The organism is Hornefia butyriciproducens, from assembly GCF_009695915.1.
Taxonomy (GTDB): Bacteria; Bacillota; Clostridia; order Peptostreptococcales; family Anaerovoracaceae; genus Aminicella; species Aminicella butyriciproducens.
Genome location: NZ_VUMZ01000008.1, coordinates 46,445 through 69,409 on the forward strand (window position 1 = coordinate 46,445; position 22,965 = coordinate 69,409).

Here is a 22,965-nt window from a genome sequence, read left to right on the forward strand (position 1 = left end):
GGCGGATCTTTGCGGGGGTGTAAAGGTTTCGACGGGGGTGTAGAAACAGCAGAAGCGAGCCGCAGTCGCCCAGTCTGCGCTAAAAAGGGCCGTTTAAATATAAACGCTAAAAATAATAATAACAATTTCGCACTGGCTGCATAAGCAGCGCTGCGTGTCAGCTCCGGTTTCCCTGTAGGCCGGATGTCTGGCATCGAATCATACAGGAAAACCTTACAGACTTTCCCGGATCTGCAAGGGAACAACGGGATAGCGGATCTATCAGCCTGCTGACGGGCGGACGGACGAGCGAAACCTAAACCATCAGCTGCGCTCGGAGAAACTGCTGCGGAAATGCTTTCGGACATGGGTTCGACTCCCATCATCTCCACCATTTTTTGGGGTTCAGAGGCAAAACTCTGAACCTTTTACATTGCAACGAATTCCGCTGATTTCAATGGTCAGCGGATTTTTTTATGCCTTTTTTCAGACGCACACAAACCCTCTCAGACCCACCTGAAGCCATATGATCTGGGAAAAAATCTGGGATTTTTTTCGGCTCCCCTGCTATGAGGGGAGTCGAGATCGCCGCACAGTTGCGTCCGGAATTTTTTCTGTTCCATTTTCTCCGAGCTGATTTCGCATAATTGCAGGTCCGTTGGGAGTACATTATGCTGAAGAAAAATGAAGAAACGGAGGTAAGCATGATGTTTGAACCGAGATATAAGCTGAGCTACGACGAACGCCGGATCATAGTTCTCTGTCTGATCGAAATGAAAAACAAGCTGATCCGGGAAAACCGTTACACCGATGCCATCGACGATCTTCTGGTGAAATTCATGGACTAGTTATCCTTCCGGCCGGAAGATGAATACATAACCCTGCACAATCCGGTGCGGGGTTATTTTTCTATCCGGCTTTCGGAGAAAGGATAAAAGATGGCTACAACAAAGGAAACAATGAAAATTATTGCGATGGGATTGGGAGAAAACGGAGCCCGTGAAACAGAAAGCTGCGCAGGATGCCCGTTAGTGGATGCACTGGCAAGAAGAGCCGCGGAGCATTTTACTGAGATGACCGAGGAGATGGATGAGGAAACGGTCCTGGAGATCGTGCGTAAGCTGGAAACAGAGGCCTGTTCTGATGAACCGGACGCTATGATCACACTTCTCGGCAGGATCTTTCGTCAGAATGGAATGGAATCCGCGGCAGCGGAAATGGAAGCACTGGACTACTGCACCAGTGAAGTTCCTGATGCCTGCGATGCGTTTGCAGATTCCTTCTTTGATGACGGATATGTTGACTGGTACTGCGTGGAAGGCTGGCTTCGTGACATGTTTCCCAGCAAGGATCAGAAGCTGCTGAGTTAGGAGGTAAGGAATGGCGAAATGTGAAACCATTGCGATCTGCAATCAGAAAGGAGGCGTGGGAAAAACCACCACGGCGCTGAATCTGGGGGTGGGTCTTTCCCGGGCCGGAAAGAAGGTGCTGCTCATCGACTCGGATCCACAGGGTGACCTCACCCAGTCCCTGGGATGGAACGGGGATGATTTGGAGAAATCCCTGGGCAGGCTGATGTACTTGGTCACCAAAGACTGCAAACCCATTGTGGAAGATACGATCCTTCATCACGAGGAAGGCGTGGATCTGATCCCGTCTAATCTGGATCTTTCTTCTATGGAAGTCAGTCTGGTGAACGCCATGAGCAGAGAACAGGTGCTGGATAACCTTCTCCAATCGGTAAAGAAAAACTACGAATATATTCTGATCGACTGCATGCCGTCATTAGGCATGATCACCATCAATGCGCTGACCGCGGCGGATAAAGTGATTATCCCTGTGCAGGCCCAGTATCTTCCTGCCAAAGGAATGACGCAACTGATGAAGAGTATCGACCGGGTCAAGACCCACATAAATCCGGACCTGAAAATCGGCGGCATCGTCATGACGCTGGTGGACAACCGGACCAACCTGGCAAGAGATGTGATCAGCAGCATCCGGACCCACTACGGGATGGCAATCCGGATCTTCGATACCCAGATCCCGGTGGCGGTGAAAGCGGCTGAGGCGGCTAAGTCCGGGCAGAGTATATTCACCTACGATGAAAACGGAAAGGTGGCGAAAGCTTATGAAGCATTGACGAAGGAGGTGATCCGCAGTGGCGAAAGAGAAAAGAGAAGAGATACAGTTTCCCTCTCTCGATGAACTGTTTTCCTCCCAAGAGGAACGGGATGACGCAAAGCTCAAGCGGATCTACGAGATCCCGCTGACAGAGATCGATCCCTTTCCGGATCATCCCTACAAGGTCAGAGACGATGAAGACATGGATCATCTGGTGGAGAGTATACGGGCCAAAGGGCTGATTACCCCCTGTATGGTACGGAAGAAAAAAGACGGAAGGTATGAGATGATTTCCGGACACCGGAGGAAGCGGGCCTGTGAAAAATTGGGGATGGATAAAATCCGCTGTGAAGTGGTGGAGCTCTCTCGGGATGAGGCGACGATCCTGATGGTGGAATCCAATTTCCAGAGAACAACGATCCTTCCGAGTGAGAAGGCCTTTGCGTACAAGATGCGGCTTGAAGCGATGAAAAAGCAGATCGCCAGAATGAAAGAGAATCAGAAGAAAGGAATGGAGTACGAAGGGGAGCCTGTCGGACCGCAGCTGGAACGAGCGCAGGAACATCTTGGGAGAACGTATGGGCTTAGTGAGGAAGAAATACTCCGTCTGGGAACACCGGATTCACGGAAACATGAATGCGTGTCCCCAATGGGGACACAGAAAGTGAGATCAACGGATTATATTACGGTGGAAACAGGAGAAAGCAGGAATCAGATTTATCGATATATCCGCCTCACTGAATTGATCCCGGAGCTGCTGGAGATGGTGGACGAAGGCAAGATCGCCATGCGACCTGCCGTTGAACTTTCCTATCTGGAACACAGGCAGAGAGATGTCTACAATCTGATTTTGCAGGAGCAGTGTACTCCCAATCATTCGCAGGCTCTCCGCATGAAAAAACTCTATCAGGCCGGCGAACTCTCAATCGAGGCGCTGGAGGATATCATGCTGGAGGAGAAGCCCAACCAGAAGGAGCGCATCGTCTTCCGGGGAGACCGGATCGCGAAACTTTTTCCAAGGGACCTGCCGCTGTCCAAAAGGGAGGATTTTGTTGCGGCAGCCATGGAACACTACAACCGATTCCTCCAGCGAAAAGCCAGGGATCAGGGACGATAAATGCGGGAGTACGCACTCCCAATTTTCCCTCCCTGTAACCCTCCCTTTATTTACTACCAGTTACTACCCGAAGAAGAAATATATCTAAAAGAAGAGAGACAAGTCAGGACGTCTGTGTGAAAGCACAGGCGTTTTTGCTTGCCCTATCACGGCGCTTCAGCGCCGATGAAGGTCAGCCGCAAGAAATTCCCGAATCTGCGATTTGGTGAATTTTTCTGCGATTGCCATGAAACGGAAAGGAGAAATGCTTTGAACAGAAAAACAGAGCTCAAGCAGAAATTCAAGCAGCTGCTCACCATCGCCTTTGCTTCCATGATGGTGCTGGGGTCCGCTCTTCCTGCGGTGACGGAAACGGCCAGCGCATTCACCGGCAAGGTGGGAAGCAGCTATACGGTCACTGACGGAGGCAGGATCACCTACGGCTCCGGTGACGGAGGCTACAGCAATTCCAGGAAATGCGACCTGGGAGACGGGCTGGGGATCCGGTATACCTACTGCGTCCAGCCGGCCAAGGCATCACCGCCCACCGGAAAGGTCACGGTAGACAAAGTGATCACCGATTCTGACGACAAAGGAAAATGGAATGCCCTCAGAAACATCGTGTTCTACTCCCCGTCATATCCGGGTTACGAGAAGAATATCAGCAACATCAAAGGCGCATACTACACCGGAAATTTCACCAAAGACTGGGCCATCGCTCATCTTGCCATGGCATATGTTTACGAAGGAAGGCCCTCTGATATGGCGACCTGGGGCGGAACGAAAGCTTCCGGCCTGGGGGATATCTGGACAAAGGCAAAGAAACTGGGAGACGGACTCTGGAATGCGGATTCGGAAAAAGATGAGGCCATCCCGGGAAATTTCAAGGTGTTCATCAGCACCATGAGCGGCGTGCAGGACATGGTGGTGGGATACCTGGAGGATATCCGGGGCGGATTCCGCCTGCAGAAGATCGATAATGATCTGGATGAACCGTACGCACAGGGAGATGCATCGCTGGAAGGCGCGGAATTCACCGCATTTAACAAAAGCGGTCATGCCGTTTTCCTCGGAGAAAAGAAAATCAACCAGGGAGAAGCGGCAGTTACGATCAGGACAGACAAGAAAGGACTTGCGAAGTCTTCTGCCGACGCCCTGCCATACGGCGATTATCTGGTGAAAGAGACCAAAGCGCCTTCCGGATATCAGCTCAATGAGAAATGGTCAAGAGCCATCAGCATCCGGAAAGACGGAGAGATTATCGATATCACTTCGGCTCCCGTGAGAGAAAACGTCCAGCGGGGCGGCGTTCAGATCGTAAAGCGGGATAAGGAGCTGAAGAAATCAGAGGCACTCGGCGGTGCTGATCTGAACGGGATCGAGATGACCATCAAAAACGTATCCGGTCACGATGTGCTGGTCCGCAGTGATATCGGAAGTCCGGAAAACAAAGTGGACTGGAAGGCCCTTTCCTCAAAGAAGGATCTGATTGATTCCGGAAAAGTCAAGCGTGTAAAGTCCGGTGAGGATATGGGGAAGATCACCGTTCACTGGAATGAAGCAAAAAAGGCCTACACGGCAGAGACCCTTCCGGATGATCTTCCGTACGGAACCTATACCATCCGTGAGACGAAGACCAACAAGACCTACCAGAGGACGGACAAAAGCGAGCATATGTTCAAGATCCGGGAAGACGGAAAAACCGTTTCCTACGACGACGGACAGAACGAAATGGCACTGACCTTTGACAACTATGTCTACCGCAGCGACGTTCAGGGAACCAAGATCGGTGACGGCGATTCCAGAAGATTTGCCTTTGTCCCGTTCAAAATCACCGCCGCATCAAACGGTGAGACCCACGTGGTTGTCACGGACAAAAACGGATTCTTCTCCACAAAAGACCGAAGAGCCGATGGTGATCTGGACGAGGAAGAAGGGAAAGACAATGCCCGCAGCCAGAATCCGTTTGATGATCTTCTGAACGAGAAACAGATCTCTACCGGGTCTCTGAAAAAGAGAGCGGAGCAGATCCGATGCGGCGTGTTCTTCGGCACAGGACAGTTCGGGAGCAAAGCTGCCATGATCACCGGCGCAGGAGCTCTGCCTTATGACACCTACACCATCGAAGAGATGCGCTGCGAGAACAACAAAGGATATGTTCTGCAGAAGTTCAGCTTCACCGTGGATGAGAAAACCCGCACAGGAACCGTGGACCTGGAGACCATCACAGATGATCTGATCACCATCGGAACCAAGGCGAAAGCAGAGAATACCGGCATGAATCTTTCTGCAGCAGAGAAGGATGTGAAACTTATGGACACCGTCTCCTACACCAATCTGGTTCCCGGAAAGGAATATGTTCTGAAGGGAAAGCTCATGGACCAGAAGACCGGAAAGGAGCTTCTGGTGGACGGAAAGCCGGTGGTTTCCCAGAAGAAATTCGTGCCGGAGAAGAAGGACGGAACCGTGGATGTGGAGTTTACCTTCAGCGGTGCGGGTCTTGCCGGAACCTCAACGGTAGTGTTCGAGGATCTCTATGAGAACGATGTGAACATCGCATCTCACGCAGACATTCATGATGAAGGACAGACCATCCACTTCCCGGAGGTAAAGACCCATGCGGAGGACCGGAAGACAAAGGACGAAGTCGGGGAAACCCACAAGGGAACGACCATTGTGGACAAGGTAAACTACCGCAATCTGATTCCGGGAAAAGAATACACGGTAAAGGGCGTTTTGATGGACAAGGAGACCGGAAAACCGGTGATGGTGAATGGAAAGAAGGTCACTTCCGAGAAAAAGTTTACGGCACACAAGGCCGACGGAACGGTGGAATTGAGCTTCACTTTCGATGCATCTTCCCTGAAAGGAAAGACCACTGTCGTATTCGAGGATATCTTCTATGATGGAATCAAGGTGGCCTCTCACGGGGATCTCACCGATCAGGATCAGACGATCTGGCATCCGGAGATCAAAACAACGGCAAAGGACAGCAAGTCCGGAAATCATGAAGCTTCCCGGGACAAGAAGGTCTCCATCGTGGATACCGTCAGCTATCACAACCTTGTTGTGGGAAAGAAATACACGGTAAAGGGTGTCCTGATGGACAAAGGAACGGGAAAGCCGGTCCGTGACGGACTTTCTGCCGTGACTTCCGAGAAGACGTTTACCGCAGAGAAGAAAGACGGAACGGTCGAGCTGCAGTTCACCTTTGACGCCGAAAGGCTTCAGGGAGACGATGTGGTCGTGTTCGAGGATCTGATCCATAACGGGATCACCGTTACCAGCCACGCAGACCTTTCCGACAAGGACCAGACCGTTCATTTTCCGAAGAAGCCGGATACCCCGCCGGAGAACTCTGCTCCGCCGAAGACCGGAGACAGGACAAATCTTCTGGGATATATCGCTCTGATGCTGGCAGCGGGGACCACCGCAGCAGGAATCGCATACAAGAGAAGACGACTTCATAAGCTTCCGGAAGACCAGGATGATCTAAAGGAATAGAGCATGAAATAGCCAATGAGCCAAAAGGGCGGCAGAGATGCCGCTCTTTTTTGGTTCCGTCAGGAGGAAAAGAAAATGATTACAAACGGGATCAATGGTGAGATCCGAAAGGAAAACGAATGCCGGTTTAACCGAAACATCGCCATGATATGCGGGATCCGGGCCGCACTGATCGCCCAGTATCTCTGGGAGATCATGGAGTACGAGAACGGCACGGCAGAGGATTACTGGAGGAAGATGCCCCAGAAGATGATCCAGACGGTCTACCCGTTTCTGAGCCGGCACATGATCCGGGATGCCATGAAAGAACTGACCGAATGCCGGATTCTCCGTGCTTCGGAAAGAAACGAGAGCCGGTTCGACCGGACCAGATGGTATCAGTTCACCGAATACGGCATGGAGCTGATGAGCCCGGGGAGTTACGCATGAACGGGCTGAAGGGGCGCAGGCAGTGCCCGGAGAACTGCCGCTACCGCAGGAAGGAAGCACCCTTCTGCGGATACTGCATGATGGAGATCATCTATGGGAAACGGAAGGAGGACGAGAATGACAGCAGACAAAAGCAAGCTGAAGACACTGAACAAACTGACGGATGAAGGTTTTGACACGGAAAAGAAGATCACATCCATCGATATGAAAATCGCCTATGATCACGGACTGAGCGGAGAGATCGGCGTGATCCTGGAGCTGCAGGAGGCGATCCGGGACCGGAAGGTCATCGCCTACCTTTGCAACGCAATGGACGATGCGAAACCGAAACCCCCAAAGACCAATAGCAGTAACCTTGAAGAAAAGGAGGAAGACCGCAGTGAAAACAATGAAAGATACGAATACGGCGGATACCGCAGTAATCAGTAAGATGGAAGAACTCAGAAAGCTGGTGAATGACCTGGAAGACGGAACGGTAATCAGCATCCGGATAGAGGAGGTGATGATCCTTGCCGAAGAAGAATGAAAATGAGATCAAAGTCGTGAATGTCCGGCTGGTGAAAGAGCCTTCTCTCTATTCCACCAAAGAAGTCACGTCCCCGGAAGCTGTAATGGAAGTGGTGGCAGGCGAGCTGAAAAACTATGACCGGGAGGTATTTGCGATCCTGAATCTGAAGACGAACGGCAAGCCCATCAACCTTCATATCTGCAGCGTAGGCACCCTGGATGCAGCCATGATCAATCCGAGAGAGGCGTTCAAGGCCATTATTTTGTCCAATGCGGCATCCTTCATCTGTATTCACAATCACCCATCCGGAAACTGTGAACCGAGTCCGGCGGATATTGCCGTTACCGAGCGGATGGTCAGATGCGGGGAACTCATGGGCATCAAGATGCTGGATCATATCATCATCGCCGCGGAAACCGGAGAACAGGCCAGTTTTCTCAGAAAAGGACTTCTCGATGGAATGCGGTCAAGAGACGACTATACAAGCGAGTGGGAACGATAGAAAAAACCTGCGTTTTTCAGTTTCGGGAGGTGATGAACATGGCCGGCTTCACGGCAAAAGAGATCGAACGCGCCCGGGAGATGGATCTTCTGACCTATCTCAGACAGAATGATCCGGGGAATCTGATCCATATTTCGGGCGGTGAATACTGCACCAGAGAGCATGACAGTTTGAAGATATCCAACGGTAAATGGATGTGGTGGTCCAGAGGTTTCGGTGGTGTATCGGCGCTTGATTATCTGATCAAAGTAAAGGATGTACCCTTCACAGAAGCGGTAGGAATGATACTGGGCACGGAGGCGGAGCGGCCTCCTTTTTCTTTTGTCCCGAAAAATGGAAAAGCAAAGCGGCTGCTTCTGCCGGAGAAGGCACAGGACAATCATGTGGTTCTTCGCTATCTTACCGGCCGGGGCATCGACCGGGAAATTCTCGGAAAATGCATCGATGAAGGGCTACTTTATGAGTCATTACCTTCACACAGTGCAATTTTTCTGGGCTTTGATGAAAACAATAAAGCGAGATACGCCTTCTTCCGGGGGACCGAAAAAGACCGGATCATGGGCGAGGCTGCAGGCTCCGACAAGCACTTTTCCTTCCGGATTGAAGGCACGGGAAAACACGTTCATGTCTTTGAAGGTGCTATCGACCTTCTGTCCTATGCCACGATCCGGAAGCTGAACGGAGAAAGATGGAACAGTGACTCACTGCTCTCCCTGGGCGGCGTATATGGAGGATCAAAGGCCGTGAAACTTCCGGCAGCACTTGAAAATTATCTGGATCATCATCCGGGAACCGAAGAAATCATTCTCCGCCTGGATGATGATTCTGCCGGAAGAAGTGCGGCCGCTTCAATCATCGGCAGGCTGAACAGACGGTACCACATCCGGGATGAGCCGCCTGTTCACGGAAAGGATTACAACGAGGAGCTGATGTTTCTGAGAGCCCTGCGGCAGAAAGGAGAAACGAGATTTGGATGAAAAGAAGAAACGGGGAACTGACCGCAAGAGCCAGCAGGAGCAGATCCGGGAGATCACCGACCGGCTGGAGGAAGGCGTGAAGGAAGTATTTGAAAGCGACAAGTACCGGGAAATGCTGCAATGCATGAGCAAATTTCACCACTACTCTCTGAACAACTGTCTTCTGATTGCCATGCAGTACCCTTCTGCCTCTCTGGTTGCAGGCTACCGGACATGGCAGAAGGAGTTCGACCGGCAGGTTCGCAAAGGAGAAAGAGGAATTCGCATTCTGGCTCCCTGCAGGTACAAGGTGGAAAAAGATACTGCAGACGATGGGGATAAAGAGATCATCGAGATCACCGGTTTCCGGGTGGTCAGCGTATTCGCCTATGAACAGACGGAAGGCAGAGAACTTCCAATGATCGGCGTAAATGAACTGACCGGAGACGTGAAAAACTATCACAAGCTGTTCAATGCGCTGAAGGATATCTGCCCGGTTCCCATCTGTTCCGAGGATATTCAGGGCGGCGCCAACGGTTATTACGATGATGGGGCAAAGCGAATTGCTATACGCTCCGGCATGAGTCAGGTCCAGACTATCAAAACCATGATCCATGAAATCAGTCACCAGAGACTTCATTCCAAAGAGAATATGGATGAGGAAAAGCCGCAGGACCGCAGTACTAAGGAAGTTGAGGCGGAGAGCATCGCTTACACTGTCTGCAGCCACTTCGGTCTGGATACCGCAGACTACACCTTCGGATATGTGGCCGGATGGTCCTCCGGAAAAGACACAAAGGAACTGAAAAATTCGCTGGAACGGATCAGAAAGACTGCTGATGAGATGATCACATCCATCGATCAGGCAATGGAAAAACAGCGCGAGAAGAATGAAAGGGGACCTGAATATGAACGAACATAATGAAAACGATAAGCTCCGGGTGCTATTGCTTAAGCCGGGAGAACAGGCAGAGATTGCAGAAATCGAGGACAATCTGGAGTCGATGCAGAGACTCGTGGAGGGAAATATTGAAGAATATATGCCCTTTGAGGATGCATCGGATCCGCGCGTCGGAGACTGTGCTATCGTTTGCAACGAGGAAGGAAAAATGCTCGGCATGGAACTGAACAGAGGAATATTTGACCGGAACGGACGGCTGCAGGACATCATTGCAGGTCCGTTTTTCATTTGCTACGCACCTGTCGAAAGTGAAAGATTCCTGTCCATGCCGCCTGATCTGGAAGAAAAAATGCGTAAGAAATTCGAGCTTCCGGAGCAGTTTTATGTTTCGGAAAACGGAATCAGGTCAAAAAAGATGCATCCCGTAAACCATGACCGGAAACACCAAATGGAAAGGTAGGATGATGTGCATAACTTTAGCAAGCAAAGCCTTCGTACTCCCATGTGAGTACAAAGGCATGGGCACCGGCCGCCGGTTCCCATAGATTTAGGGAGGACCCTAAGACCCCGGAGAATGGAGGTGAGGTTTTGGGAAGACGAGGAAGAAAGAAACAATTCTGGCTGACCGAACAGCAGGCGGATGACCTGGCAGAGAAAGCGAAGCGGGCGTGCATGACCGAAACCGATCTGGTCCGTCTCCTTCTCCGGGGCTATGTTCCGCCGGAAAGACCGGGCCCGGAATTTTTTGAGGACATGAACCGGATATCGGAATTTGCGGAGAGATTGCAGACACTATCCACAGTGACGTCCGGCGAGGAAGCACAAGAACTACTTGAGTCAGAGGCAAAAGCATGGCGTGCGTTCAGGCTCGAGATGGAACGGAAATATTTGATGCCGGAAAGGAGATACTCAGAATGGCAGTGACGAAAATCAAACGGATCCGGGGCAATCCCGGAAACCCTTTGTCATATATCGGCAATCCGGAGAAGACCAGAAACCTTGACTTCTCCGATTCAGACCGGCAGGCGCTTGCGGATGTCATTGCCTACGCTGCCGACGAAGGCAAAACAGAGAAGCAGTACTTCACTACCGGGATCAACTGCGATGTGGAGAACGCAAGAGAACAGTTCAACATTACCAAACAGAGCTTCAACAAGACGGGAGGAATCGTATGCGGACACTGCATGCAGAGCTTCGAGGGCTACGAGGTTGCGCCGGAGGAAGCACACGAGATCGGAGTGCAGCTGGCGAGGGAACTCTGGGGCGACCGCTTCCAGATCGTGGTTGCCACCCACTTGAATACAAACAATGTTCATAACCACATCGTTTTCAACTCGGTATCCTTTGTGGACGGAAAACGTTTTCACTTCTGCACGGAAGAGACCATGCGGATCCGTGCGGCGTCCGACCGGATCTGCCGGGAACGGGATCTGTCCGTCATCGAACATCCGGAAGGAAAGCGGATCCCCTACTCTCTCTACAAAATGGAGAAAGCAGGCATGCCCACCAGATGCAATGTGGCCAGGCAGGCGCTGGACGAAGCCATTTCGGTCAGCGTCAACATGGAGGAATTCAAGTCGGAGCTGAAAAAGCGTGGATATCTGTATCAGTTCAATTCCAGGCGCAAGTACTGGACGGTGACGCCGCCGGGATGGACGAAAGCTATCCGGACCGATCGTCTCGGCGACCAGTACACCAGAGATATGATCCAGCAGAGAGTATTCTCAAATGATATCGGTGTCAGGATGAAGCGGCTGCAGAAAGAGTCCCGCAGCTCCAATCACTATGACCTGAAGCGCAGGATCGACAAAATCAAGGGGCGAAGCGGTCTGGAAAAGCTGTATCTCCGGTACTGCTACGAGCTGGGATACCTGCCGAAGTACCGTCAGAATCCCATGAGGCTTCATGCGGTCCTGAAAGAGGAGCTTTTGAAGTGTGATCTGTACAGCGAAGAAGCAAAGCTCCTTGCCAGATACAGCATCAGTACAGAGGAGGATCTGGCAAAACGGATGAAGTCTCTGACGGAAGATTACTCTTCCATCAGTGCGCGACGAAACGAGTTGAGGCAGAAGCTCCGGCGGAAGATGCCGGAAGAGGAAGATGCAAAGTGCCGGGAACAGATCAGGGAACTGACCGCAGAACTGAAGGAGGCCCGGAAGGAACTGAAGCTCTGCCAGGACATCCGGGAACGGTCCGGTCAGGTAGAGCGGAATCTTGAAACCGTGCTCGAGGACAGATCACGGGGAAAGGAGAGAAAACAATTATGAATCCAGGAGGAGATGCAGCAGAACAGGTCGTAAGACTGTCGCTGGAAGGTGTGGAGGTGGCGGCGAGGATCACCGGAAACGGAGCCAAGAACATCGCCATTCTCCTTCATGCCGTGCTGAAGGAAGAACAAAAGACAAAGGGAAAGACCCGGCTCACCAACATGCTGAGAACCGGAAAGGAACTGAAGGTCTACACGGTGCAGCAGAAGGACCTGAAGAAATTCACACAGGAAGCCAAACGCTACGGGGTGCTCTATTGCGTGCTGCGGGACAAGAACAATAAAGACGAGAACGCTGTGGTGGATGTGATCGCAAGAGCCGAGGACGCATCCAAGATCCAGCGGATCACCGAACGCTTCCGGCTGGGAACGGTGCCAACGGCATCCGTAACTGGCAGCGTCAAAGAACAGGAAAAATATTTTCCGGAAAAGGATGCACGGGAGAAGAAGGAGCCGGAGGCAAGAAGCGAAAGGACTATGGGGGCAGGTCCCGGGAGACAGAAACCGAAGACAAACCCCGATTTGGCGAAGACGGCAAACGACCCTCCGTCCAAGCCAAGCTTGAGGCAAACAAGCCGCTCAAATGGGTCGACTGGAATGAATAAGCCATCTGTCCGGGAGAAACTGAACTACTACCGGAGGCGGCAGTCCCGGGAGCAGAAGCTATCCCGTGAAAAAGGAAAGATGCTTTCTTCCAAAGAAAATATTGTGAAAGTGCCGCTTCCCAAGCGGACGGGAAAGGAGCGATAACAACAATGAATCAAGTGAGTAGTAACGATACCTTCGACCGTGAGTTCTACAAAACACAGAAACGGGAAGGAAAAGACCGCATCTTTGAAATGCTGTCCGAGGAAACGCAGAAGCTTCTGGATCCGGAGAAGCTGAAGACCTATGCGGATGTACAGGCAAGGTTCCTTCGAAGTTCCGTCTCCAATGCTCTTCTCATCGGGCGGCAGAGACCGGAGGCAACATGGATCCGGTCCTTCGATGACTGGAAGCAGGACAATATCTTTGTCAATAAAGGCGAGAAAGCCATCCTGATGCTGAAGCCGGTCACCTATGAGAAGCCGGACGGAAGCCAGGGCTTTGCTTCGGATGTCAGCAAGAACTTTGATGTCACTCAGACTACGGCGATGGGAAAAACGATCAGCAGGAAGGAATACCACGAGATGAGCGAAATGCCGTCGCCGGAAGAGCTGCTGGGAGCCGTCCGTCAGCGGGCGATGACGACCTTTGTCCGGGACGAAGCGTTCCGTGGAAGAGCCGTAAACATGGCTGATCTCAGTGTGTATCTCATGGCGAAGCACTACCGGCTGGATCCTCCGGATGTGGATTTCGAACGCATTGCCCGTTTTTTCGAAGGTCGCAAGGAAAAAGATGTACGCCGTGAACTGACTGCAGTTAAAACCACAGCTGACGAAGTGAACAGAGAGATGCTGGCCCGAGCCAGAGACGGCCGGGAGAATGAGAGGTAGCCATGGAAAGAAAACTGATTTTAGAAATGGATTCCTATGACCGGAACATTCTGCTTAACGCATTGAACGATCTGCGCACGAAGCAGATCCGGGAAGGTCTTCCCACAGACCCGGTGGATGAACTGATGGTAAAACTCTATGAGGCGAAGCAAAAGCGTTTTCTGGTATCGGAGGCCTGTCATGAACACTACCGATAAGAAGAATATCCTGCTCGGCTCAGCCATCGGAGTGATTCCCGTGATCTGGGCTGCGTTGATCGCCGCACCATATATGACGAACGGGCTGCTGGAGCACGTGGACGAACTATCCGGTGCTTTCCGGCAGCCTTTTCAGATCCGGATAACAGAAAACACACTGCAAACGATTCTGCTTTTCCTTGTAATTTACGCTGTCAGTATCGGCGTCTGGCTCTCCACCCGGCGGAATTACCGCCGAGGCGAGGAGCATGGCTCTGCGAAATGGGGAGACCCTAAAACGCTGAACAAAAGATATGCCGACAGGATCCCGGAAAACAACAAACTGCTTACTCAGAATGTGCGGATCGGTCTGAACGGCAGAAAGCACAGAAGAAATCTGAATGTCATGGTCATCGGAGGATCCGGTGCAGGCAAGACCCGATTTTACTGCAAACCCAATGTCATGCAGTGCGGAGAAAGCTCTCTTGTGATTCTGGATCCGAAGGGCGAAACCATCCGGGCAACCGGTCATCTTCTGGAGGAAAAGGGATACGCCGTTAAGGCACTGGATCTTCAGGAAATGGACCGGTCCCACTGCTACAATCCTTTTGTCTATTTGAGAGACGATAACGACGTGCAGCGTCTTGTAACGAATCTGTTCAAGTCCACCACGCCGAAAGGTGCCCAGTCCAATGACCCCTTCTGGGATACGGCAGCGCAGATGCTGCTTCTGGCGCTGATCTTTTATCTGAAATACGAAGCACCGGAGGAAGAACAGAATTTTGCCATGGTCATGGAGATGCTCCGGGCCGGAGATGTGGATGAAGAGGACAATTCACCCAGTCCTCTGGACAATCTTTTTTTCGATCTGGAGAAGACGGACCCGGATCACATTGCTCTGAAGTATTACCGAAATTACCATTCTGGAGCGGCGAAGACGCTGAAGTCCATCCAGATCACGCTGGCTGCTAGGCTGGAAAAATTCAACCTGGAGAGTCTTGCGAAACTGACCATCACCGATGAGCTGGACCTGCCGTCACTGGGAGAAAGGAAGACTGCCCTGTTTGCCATCATTCCGGACAACGACACAAGCTTCAACTTTCTGGTATCCATTTTGTACACCCAGCTCTTTCAGCAGCTTTTCCATTGCGCAGACAAGAAACACGGCGGCAGTCTTCCGGTTCACGTGCATTTCGTGCTGGACGAGTTTGCCAACCTGTCCATGCCTTCGGACTTTCAGAAGATCCTGTCTGTCATGCGCTCCCGGAACGTATCGGTCAGTATCATTTTGCAGAATCTGGCGCAGCTCAAGGCGCTGTATGAGAAAGACTGGGAATCCATCATGGGAAACTGCGACGAGTTCGTCTATCTGGGCGGCAACGAGCAGCAGACCCATAAGTACGTCAGTGAGCTTCTGGGTAAGGAGACCATCGATACCAACACCTACGGCAGGTCCACCGGAAGGAGCGGCAACTATTCAACAAATTACCAGAATACAGGAAGAGAACTGATGACGCCGGATGAAGTGCGGATGCTGGATAACCGGTATTCCCTTCTTTTTGTCCGGGGTGAACGGCCGGTGAAGGATATCAAATATGACATTCTGAAGCATCCCAATATTGCACTGACAGAGGACGGCGGAGCTGCACCGTTCCTGCACGGCATAGCGGATAAGGCGGACTTCAGCATCCAGCTGACATCGGCGTTTCTGGACAATGAGGACAATCAGCCGGCAGAGCCCACGGGATATGAGCTTTTGTCAGAAGAAGATCTGCAGCGTGAATTCGAGGAAGGAGAATCGTTTAATGACTAGGAAAAAGAATGAACTCAAAACTGATGAGATAAGGAGACGGAGCATCATCACCGGATATGCGACGATGGTGCTAACCTGCACGGTGGGTGCAGCCACCTGCTTTGCGGCAGGCGATCCGATTTCCACGGTGAACAATCTGTCCACGTTTATCTTCAGCCTGATTCGAGCCATCGGGCTGATCCTGCTGGGGTTAGGCATCATGCAAGTGGGATTGTCGATGAAGTCTCACGACCCCAGTGCCCGCGCCAACGGATTTCTGACGCTGGCCGGCGGGATCATCATCACGTTTACAAAAGAAATTCTGAACATGATCATATAGTGGGAGACATCAATGAAAAATTCAGAGAAATACAATGATTCCGGAGGTGATGGCCGGTGAGTGATAACTGGGTAGTACAGAACCTCCAGAATGCACTGAACACATGGAATGAAAAGCTGGCGGAAGTCTGGCAGCTTCTCACCGTGTCGCCGGAATCGTTCAAGGGCGGCGGTATCTGGAAGGTGATCCTGAACATCAACGGAGCAGTACAGGCCATAGGGCTTGCCCTGCTCGTTTTGTTTTTTCTGGTGGGAATGGCAAGGACCAGCGCCAGTCTGGATGAAGTGAAACGGCCGGAGCATGCGCTGAAACTTTTTATCCGTTTTGCTATTGCAAAAGGCGTTGTCACCTACGGGTTGGAGCTGATGATGGCGATCTTCACCATTATTCAGGGAGTCGTCAGTACCATTATGCGGTCCTCCGGGATTGCAGCTGCCGGAAAGACAACGCTGCCGAAAGAGATGGTGAAAGCCATTGAAGACTGTGGGTTCTTTGAAAGCATTCCGCTTTGGGCGGTGACGCTGATCGGCAGTCTGGTCATAACGGTATTGTCTTTCATCATCATTCTCACCGTCTATGGCAGGTTCTTCAAGCTGTATATGTACACGGCCATCGCGCCGATCCCGCTCTCCACATTTGCCGGGCAGCCCACCCAGAATGTGGGGATCAGCTTCCTGAAGGGATATGCGGCGGTGTGTCTGGAAGGAGCGATCATCGTTCTGACCTGTATCATCTTCACCAAGTTTGCATCCACACCGCCGGTGGTTGACGCAGATGCGGCGCCGGCAGCCATGGTATGGAAGTACGTGGGCGAGCTGGTGTTCAACATGCTCGTTCTGGTGGGATCAGTCAAGATGAGCGATGCCATCGTCCGGGAAATGATGGGACTTTAATCCGATTTACGGCAGCTAATTCCGGCTGTCGTTTTGTTTTGCCAAAATCAAGGAGGAATTCGTATGAGAGAAAAAGAATTTATGGAAATGGCGAAGCAGGAGATCCTGCGGCAGCTGCCGGAAGATGTCAGAGCCGGGCTCAGTCTGAAGGAAGTGGAAGTAGTAAAGATCAACGATCAGAAGAACCACGGGTTCTGCTTTCAGAAGGATGGAAGCAAGGCGTCCCCAACCTTGTATCTGGATCAGGCATATGATCTTTTCCGTCATGGCGCATCTCTGGAGCGCCTCATGGGAGATGTGACCCGGGCTTATCTCGAAAGCATTGGCAGAGGGCTGGACCCGGCAGAGCCGGATCTTTCCTTTGACAACATCCGGAACAAGCTTTCTCTTCGTCTGGTGGAGACAAAGAGAAACCGAGAGTATCTGCTGGACAAGCCTTATCTGGATGTGGGAAACGGTCTTGCGCTGATCTGCGATCTTCAGCTCAGCAGAAACATGAGCGAATGCTGGCGCACCGTTGTGAATAACGGGATTGCCGAAGCAAACGGCTACAATAAAAATGAACTTTTTCAGGAAGCCATCCGCAGCGCCGTAAAGATAGATCCTCCCGAGATGAAGGATCTTCAGGACATTGTCTTTGGTGATAAAGACGGAAGAAATCTTCTGTCCGGTACCGATGCCCCGCTTAAGGATAATGCCGGAAGCCTTGAGCCGATCTACCTCATCAGCAGCAGGAGCAGACAGTTCGGCGCTGCGGCATTTTTCTACCCTGGCGTAAAGGAACAGGCAGCAGACATTCTGGGCGAAGGATACACCGTTCTTCCAAGCAGTCTGCACGAAGTCCTGCTGGTACCGGATTCCAGCCAGATCCCGGTAAGAGACCTTCAGAATATGGTGAAGGAAACCAACCGGAGTCAGGTAGAACCTAAGGACATTCTATCCGACAACATCTACCACTTTGACAACTTTCAGGGAAAGCTGTCCACCATCCAGCTTGAACGTGGAAAGGAGGCGCGCTAAATGGAAGTACGCATCAACCGGGAGATCCGCGAATACACAGAGTCCATGTTTTTCGGGCTCACGCTGCGGCAGTTTATCTTCTCTATACTGGCCTGCGCCATCGCTGTTCTGATCTATTTCACCTTCAAGCCGGTTCTGGGCCTTGAAACGGTAAGCTGGATCTGCATCGTCGCAGCAGCACCATTCGCTGCCATCGGATTTTTGAGGTACAACGGGATGACCGCAGAGAAATTCATTGTAGCGTGGATCCGGTCGGAAATTCTTCTGCCGGAGCATCTCTGCTTTGGCAACACCAATCTTTATTACAATATGTTCCGTGAGTCTGCGGAGGAAAGCCGGAAAAAGAAGTTCCCTCTCAGACGGCGCGGCGGAAGAGACGCAAGAGAAGGACGGGACAGCAGAAAACGCGGACGGAAGACAAAATCCGGCCGCTGAATAATGACAAGGAGAAACGAATATGATCAAAACACTGACCAACATCCTGAAACAGGACAAAGAACGCTTTCAGGTCCCGAAAAAGGTCCAGGACATCATCCCCGTCAGCACCATATGGCCTGACGGGATTTTTCTTTCCGGAAAAAACAAGTATTCCATGACCTACAAGTTCGAGGACATCAACTATGCGGTGGCTTCACGGGAGGACAAAGAAGCCATGTTTCTGGAATACTCGGAGCTTCTGAATGCACTGGACAGCGGAAGCACCACCAAAATCACCATCAACAACCGCAGGCTGAACCGGACGGATTTCGAAAAGCAGATCCTGATCGACATGAAAGATGACGGACTCAACGAATACCGTGAGGAATACAACGAGATGCTCATGGAGAAGGCCACCGGCTCCAATGCCATCGTTCAGGACAAGTACGTCACGATTTCCGTGAACAAAAAATGCATTGAGGACGCCCGGGTATATTTTGCCAGGGTAGGAGCAGATCTTATCGCCCACTTCAGCCGCCTGGGATCCGTCTGCACGGAGATGGATGCGGTAGAACGTCTCCGTATCATTCACGACTTCATGCGAACCGGCGAAGAGACGAGCTTTCAGTTCGACATTAAGGACCATATGAGAAAAGGTCACAGCTTCAAGGACTATATCTGTCCGGACGATTACGAGAACCACTCCGACTATTTCAAGGTCGGTGACCGCTACGGCCGTGTGATTCTCCTCCGGGACTACGCTTCATATATCAAGGACAGCATGGTGGCGGAGATCACGGACATCAATCGCAGCATGATGCTGAGCATCGACGTGATCCCGGTGCCGACGGACGAAGCGGTAAAGGAAGTGGAACAAAGGCTCCTTGGGGTAGAGACGAATATCACCAACTGGCAGAGAAAGCAGAACATGAACAATAACTTCTCCGCAGTTGTCCCCTATGACATGGAGCAGCAGAGAAAGGAATCCAAGGAATTTCTGGATGACCTGACCACCAGAGACCAACGCATGATGTTTGCGGTGATCACGGTGGTGCATACAGCGGACAGCAAAAAGCAGCTGGACAATGATTCGGAGGAGATCATGACCATCGCCAGAAAGCACCTCTGCCAGATGGCTGTTCTGAAGTTCCAGCAGCTTCCGGGACTTCAGACTGCTCTGCCCTTCGGGGTCCGGAAGATCGACGCTTTCCGCACTCTGACAACAGAGTCCCTTGCGGTATTTATGCCATTCAGGGTTCAGGAGGTCTATGACAAAAACGGCATCTACTATGGTCAGAACGTCATCAGCAAAAACATGATGATCGCAGACAGGAGAAAGCTGCTGAACGGCAATTCATTTATTCTGGGAGTCTCCGGGTCCGGAAAATCCTTCACTGCGAAGAACGAGATTACCAATCTCATTTTGTCCACCGACGCTGACATTATCGTTGTGGATCCGGAGCGTGAATACGCGCCTCTCATCAAGGCGCTGGGCGGTTCCGTCATTGAGATCTCCGCTACTTCCCCGAACCACATCAACGCCATGGACATGAGCAGCAATTACGGGGAAACGGACCCGATCATCGAGAAATCCCAGTTCCTCCAGTCTCTCTGCGAGCAGATCATCGCCGGACACAGGTTTGCCAAAGGGCAGCAGTCCATCATCGACCGCTGCACGGAAAACGTCTACCGCTACTACAAACAGGGAAATTATATGGGAACGCCCCCTACCCTTGCGGATTTCCGGGATGAGCTGCTGAAGCAGAAGGAGCCCGAGGCGCAATCGCTTGCACTGGAACTGGAACTTTTTACAAGAGGATCCCTCAACACCTTCGCAAGGCAGACCAATGTGGATACCTCAAACCGCCTGATCTGCTACGACATTCTGGAACTGGGAGAACAGCTTCGTGCCATCGGCATGCTAGTGATTCTGGATTCCATCCTTAACCGCATTACGGAAAACCGGCAGAAAGGAAAGCAGACCTTCGTGTTCATCGATGAGATCTATATTCTCTTCATGCACGAGTATTCCGCCCAGTTTCTGTACAAGCTGTGGAAGCGTGTCCGGAAATACGGTGCCTACTGCACCGGGATCACACAGAACGTGCTGGACCTGCTGCAGTCCCACACCGCCAGAACCATGCTTTCAAACTCCGAGTTCATCGTCATGCTGAATCAGGCGGCCACAGACCGGATCGAGCTGGCCCGTCTGCTGAACATCTCGGATCTGCAGCTTTCATATATCACCAATGTGGATGCCGGACACGGCCTGATCAAGGTGGGGTCTTCTCTGGTGCCTTTTGAGAATAAATTCCCGAAAAACACGAAGCTGTATAAGCTGATGACCACCAAGCCGGGAGAAGGACTGGAGGAACTGCGGAAACCTGCATCTGTGAAACCTCCTGAGTCTTCATTTACTGGGCCTGACATACTATCCGATCAGGAACTCCGCATTCTGGAGAAGATCCGCGAGGTGGCAAAATCCCAGGAAGAGTTCGATGCTCTGGTGGAAAAATACCTGAAGCCTCTGCGTGAGAAATCGCAGTAAGCGGCCGGGAGGGACTCCCTCCCGTACATGGGGACCGATGCCTTCGGTCCTCATATTTTTGGAAGGAGGGGTGAAGTATGCCTGAGATAAAGACCCGGCAGGTTCGGAAAGGAACCATCAAATCGCTGGACCGGGCAGCGGCCATGACCTGCCGGTTGAAAGACGTACAGACCAGAACAAAGGACCTGATCGATGATCCCCGCACCCGAAGCAGCGGATCTCCGGATGAGTATGCATCGAACCGGATCACGGGAATGGCACAGGATGCCGGAACAGATGCGGTGTATATGGCGGAAAGAACAGCCGCATGGGCGGAGGGAAAGATCCGCTATGCGGTGAGTCATGCTCAGGATGGCGTTCCTGCATCCCCAGTCAGAACCCAAGGCTTCATACGTTTCCGCAAAAGACAGCTTGCAGAAAAACAGCAGATCGCCGGCAGGCAGAGAAGCCTCCGGAATTATGGCAGCCGTGAGAAAAGCATCCGGAACTTTGCCAACAGCCGCCAGCTGGCGAGGACAAAAGGAAAAGAGAAAGCGATCCGTGAGTTCGCCAGGCAGCGGACCGTTGTGGATTCCCGGAAGAAGTCCCTGCAGAGTGTCCGTATCACGAAGAGAGCTGCCCGGCGGACCGGAAGAATGGTGCAAAGAACGGCAAGGAGACTTCGGGACCTGATCCGAAGTGCAAAAGCAATGATCGAAGCCATATCTGCCGGAGGAATCGTCTGCCTTGTGACCGTGCTGGTCTGCATCCTGTTTGGGGCTGCGTTTTACTTCTTCGGCGATGACAGTTCGGCAAACTACACGCCGGTGAGCCCGGAGGTAGAAGCCTATTCTGCTGTGATTTTCAAATATGCCGGCCAATACGGGATCGGTGAGTATACGGAGCTGATTAAGGCAGTGATGATGCAGGAGTCCGGCGGTAAAGGCACTGATCCCATGCAGGCCTCGGAAAGCGGGTACAACAAGAAGTATCCCCACTCTCCGAACAGCATCAAGGACCCGGAATACTCCATCAAGTGCGGTGTTCAGGCGCTGGCTGCATCTTTGAAAGAAGCAAAGTGCAAGAACCCAATGGACATGGACCGGATCCGTCTCGCACTGCAAGGGTACAACTACGGCAACGGATATATTTCCTGGGCCATAGCCCGGGACGGCGGCTACACAGTGGAGAACGCTTCGGACTTTTCGGACATGCAGGCGAAAAAGCACGGCTGGAAATCCTATGGCGATAAGCAGTACCCTGCCCATGTTCTTCGTTACTATCCGTACGGCAATTACAACTACGGTATCGGCAACGGAAAAATCGTCAGTGTTGCTGCCCGGCAGATCGGAAACAAAGGCGGACAAAAATTCTGGAGCTGGTACGGTTTCCACAGCCGCGTTGAGTGGTGTGCCTGCTTCGTTTCCTGGTGCTCCGACCAGTGCGGATATATCAAGGCCGGGATCATGCCGAAGTCTGCCGGAGTTGGCGGAATGATCAGTTTCTACAAAAACAAACATCAGTGGCAGACCAGAAGCTACAAGCCGAGTGCCGGTGATGTGATCTTCTTTGACTGGGGCAGCGACGGCAGCCCGGACCACGTGGGACTGGTGGAAAAATGCGACGGCAGAACCGTTTACACCATAGAGGGAAATAGCTCCGACACCTGCAGAAGACGCAGCTACCCGGTGGGCGGAAGACAGATCTACGGGTACGGAGTGCCGAAATATTGATTGGGCGGTAAAACGCCTAATTTACATCTAATTAATATAAAGAAATAAATATATCAGAAATAACTTGCATAATTGAACAAACTATGGTAAACTTCGCTTTAGGTTTGGGATAGTTATTAATAATAAAAGAAATCTAAGGGGGATTTTGTGATGAAAAAAATGAATGTAGAAGAACAGAAAAATGTTGTAGCTGGTAAAAAAGTCAGGTGTAGTAAGTGCCATCACAAATTTGCCAGTTGGTTCTTCCCTATACATATTTCGTTTTGTTATGGCATAGATGCGTAATGAGAATTTAAGCGGTTCCATTAAATAAGTTAAAATTGTAAAATA

At 51.6% G+C, this 22,965-nt stretch carries 25 protein-coding genes and 1 other RNA gene; all 26 read left to right on the forward strand.

The window, feature by feature from the left end; all coding sequences use genetic code 11:
- Positions 1-13 precede the first annotated feature (13 nt).
- Positions 14-373: a transfer-messenger RNA gene (gene ssrA / locus FYJ64_RS08735) on the forward strand.
- 277 nt (positions 374-650) lie between these two features.
- Entirely contained in the window at positions 651-827 is a 177-nt protein-coding gene (locus FYJ64_RS08740) for a hypothetical protein (RefSeq protein WP_154571942.1), read from the forward strand.
- Between the two features lie 90 nt (positions 828-917).
- Positions 918-1,349, forward strand: coding sequence for a hypothetical protein (locus FYJ64_RS08745; RefSeq protein ID WP_154574775.1), 432 nt, complete (start codon positions 918-920; stop codon positions 1,347-1,349).
- Positions 1,350-1,359: 10 nt separating this feature from the next.
- Positions 1,360-2,184 (forward strand): ParA family protein, encoded by an 825-nt coding sequence (locus tag FYJ64_RS08750; RefSeq protein ID WP_154574776.1) that lies wholly within the window; start codon positions 1,360-1,362, stop codon positions 2,182-2,184.
- On the forward strand, positions 2,138-3,217 hold the full coding sequence (locus tag FYJ64_RS08755; protein WP_328597001.1) for a ParB/RepB/Spo0J family partition protein: 1,080 nt from the start codon (positions 2,138-2,140) through the stop codon (positions 3,215-3,217). The genes FYJ64_RS08750 and FYJ64_RS08755 overlap by 47 nt, the downstream gene beginning before the upstream one ends.
- Before the next feature lie 249 nt (positions 3,218-3,466).
- Positions 3,467-6,700, forward strand: a complete 3,234-nt coding sequence (locus FYJ64_RS08760; RefSeq protein WP_206045610.1) for a VaFE repeat-containing surface-anchored protein — start codon at positions 3,467-3,469, stop codon at positions 6,698-6,700.
- A 75-nt stretch (positions 6,701-6,775) separates the two neighbouring features.
- The gene (locus FYJ64_RS08765; protein WP_154574778.1) at positions 6,776-7,129 is read left to right on the forward strand and encodes a hypothetical protein; all 354 of its coding nucleotides are present in this window, start codon (positions 6,776-6,778) and stop codon (positions 7,127-7,129) included.
- A complete protein-coding gene (locus FYJ64_RS08770; RefSeq protein ID WP_154574779.1) occupies positions 7,126-7,296 on the forward strand; it encodes a hypothetical protein in 171 nt (56 codons plus the stop codon). The genes FYJ64_RS08765 and FYJ64_RS08770 overlap by 4 nt, the downstream gene beginning before the upstream one ends.
- Positions 7,247-7,558, forward strand: coding sequence for a hypothetical protein (locus FYJ64_RS08775; RefSeq protein WP_154574780.1), 312 nt, complete (start codon positions 7,247-7,249; stop codon positions 7,556-7,558). Before FYJ64_RS08770 ends, FYJ64_RS08775 begins: the two co-directional genes overlap by 50 nt.
- Positions 7,559-7,638: 80 nt before the next feature.
- A complete protein-coding gene (locus FYJ64_RS08780) occupies positions 7,639-8,139 on the forward strand; it encodes a JAB domain-containing protein (protein ID WP_075712647.1) in 501 nt (166 codons plus the stop codon).
- The gene (locus tag FYJ64_RS08785) at positions 8,127-9,116 is read left to right on the forward strand and encodes a DUF3991 domain-containing protein (RefSeq protein WP_407928788.1); all 990 of its coding nucleotides are present in this window, start codon (positions 8,127-8,129) and stop codon (positions 9,114-9,116) included. Before FYJ64_RS08780 ends, FYJ64_RS08785 begins: the two co-directional genes overlap by 13 nt.
- The gene (locus FYJ64_RS08790) at positions 9,109-10,017 is read left to right on the forward strand and encodes an ArdC-like ssDNA-binding domain-containing protein (protein WP_154574781.1); all 909 of its coding nucleotides are present in this window, start codon (positions 9,109-9,111) and stop codon (positions 10,015-10,017) included. The genes FYJ64_RS08785 and FYJ64_RS08790 overlap by 8 nt, the downstream gene beginning before the upstream one ends.
- Positions 10,004-10,456 carry a DUF3846 domain-containing protein gene (locus FYJ64_RS08795; RefSeq protein ID WP_154574782.1) on the forward strand — a complete coding sequence of 151 codons (453 nt, stop codon included), beginning with the start codon at positions 10,004-10,006 and terminating at the stop codon, positions 10,454-10,456. Before FYJ64_RS08790 ends, FYJ64_RS08795 begins: the two co-directional genes overlap by 14 nt.
- Positions 10,457-10,584: 128 nt before the next feature.
- Positions 10,585-10,920, forward strand: a complete 336-nt coding sequence (locus tag FYJ64_RS08800; protein WP_154574783.1) for a hypothetical protein — start codon at positions 10,585-10,587, stop codon at positions 10,918-10,920.
- Positions 10,911-12,263: a relaxase/mobilization nuclease domain-containing protein gene (locus FYJ64_RS08805; RefSeq protein ID WP_206045611.1), complete on the forward strand. Its 1,353-nt coding sequence runs from the start codon at positions 10,911-10,913 to the stop codon at positions 12,261-12,263. Before FYJ64_RS08800 ends, FYJ64_RS08805 begins: the two co-directional genes overlap by 10 nt.
- The gene (locus FYJ64_RS08810) at positions 12,260-13,012 is read left to right on the forward strand and encodes a PcfB family protein (protein ID WP_154574785.1); all 753 of its coding nucleotides are present in this window, start codon (positions 12,260-12,262) and stop codon (positions 13,010-13,012) included. Before FYJ64_RS08805 ends, FYJ64_RS08810 begins: the two co-directional genes overlap by 4 nt.
- Before the next feature lie 5 nt (positions 13,013-13,017).
- Positions 13,018-13,737, forward strand: a complete 720-nt coding sequence (locus tag FYJ64_RS08815) for an ArdC-like ssDNA-binding domain-containing protein (protein ID WP_154574786.1) — start codon at positions 13,018-13,020, stop codon at positions 13,735-13,737.
- A 2-nt stretch (positions 13,738-13,739) separates the two neighbouring features.
- Positions 13,740-13,934 (forward strand): hypothetical protein, encoded by a 195-nt coding sequence (locus FYJ64_RS08820; protein WP_090164476.1) that lies wholly within the window; start codon positions 13,740-13,742, stop codon positions 13,932-13,934.
- A complete protein-coding gene (locus FYJ64_RS08825; RefSeq protein ID WP_154574787.1) occupies positions 13,918-15,726 on the forward strand; it encodes a VirD4-like conjugal transfer protein, CD1115 family in 1,809 nt (602 codons plus the stop codon). Before FYJ64_RS08820 ends, FYJ64_RS08825 begins: the two co-directional genes overlap by 17 nt.
- Positions 15,719-16,045, forward strand: coding sequence for a glutamyl-tRNA amidotransferase (locus FYJ64_RS08830; RefSeq protein ID WP_154574788.1), 327 nt, complete (start codon positions 15,719-15,721; stop codon positions 16,043-16,045). Before FYJ64_RS08825 ends, FYJ64_RS08830 begins: the two co-directional genes overlap by 8 nt.
- A gap of 56 nt (positions 16,046-16,101) precedes the next feature.
- Positions 16,102-16,938 carry a VirB6/TrbL-like conjugal transfer protein, CD1112 family gene (locus tag FYJ64_RS08835; protein WP_328597002.1) on the forward strand — a complete coding sequence of 279 codons (837 nt, stop codon included), beginning with the start codon at positions 16,102-16,104 and terminating at the stop codon, positions 16,936-16,938.
- 63 nt (positions 16,939-17,001) lie between these two features.
- Positions 17,002-17,958: a DUF5688 family protein gene (locus FYJ64_RS08840; protein ID WP_154574789.1), complete on the forward strand. Its 957-nt coding sequence runs from the start codon at positions 17,002-17,004 to the stop codon at positions 17,956-17,958.
- The gene (locus FYJ64_RS08845; RefSeq protein WP_154574790.1) at positions 17,959-18,393 is read left to right on the forward strand and encodes a PrgI family protein; all 435 of its coding nucleotides are present in this window, start codon (positions 17,959-17,961) and stop codon (positions 18,391-18,393) included.
- 22 nt (positions 18,394-18,415) lie between these two features.
- Positions 18,416-20,923 (forward strand): VirB4-like conjugal transfer ATPase, CD1110 family, encoded by a 2,508-nt coding sequence (locus FYJ64_RS08850; protein WP_154574791.1) that lies wholly within the window; start codon positions 18,416-18,418, stop codon positions 20,921-20,923.
- A gap of 77 nt (positions 20,924-21,000) precedes the next feature.
- A complete protein-coding gene (locus tag FYJ64_RS08855; RefSeq protein ID WP_154574792.1) occupies positions 21,001-22,635 on the forward strand; it encodes a lysozyme family protein in 1,635 nt (544 codons plus the stop codon).
- A gap of 159 nt (positions 22,636-22,794) precedes the next feature.
- Positions 22,795-22,920: an MJ0042-type zinc finger domain-containing protein gene (locus FYJ64_RS11805; RefSeq protein ID WP_407928790.1), complete on the forward strand. Its 126-nt coding sequence runs from the start codon at positions 22,795-22,797 to the stop codon at positions 22,918-22,920.
- Positions 22,921-22,965: the final 45 nt, after the last annotated feature.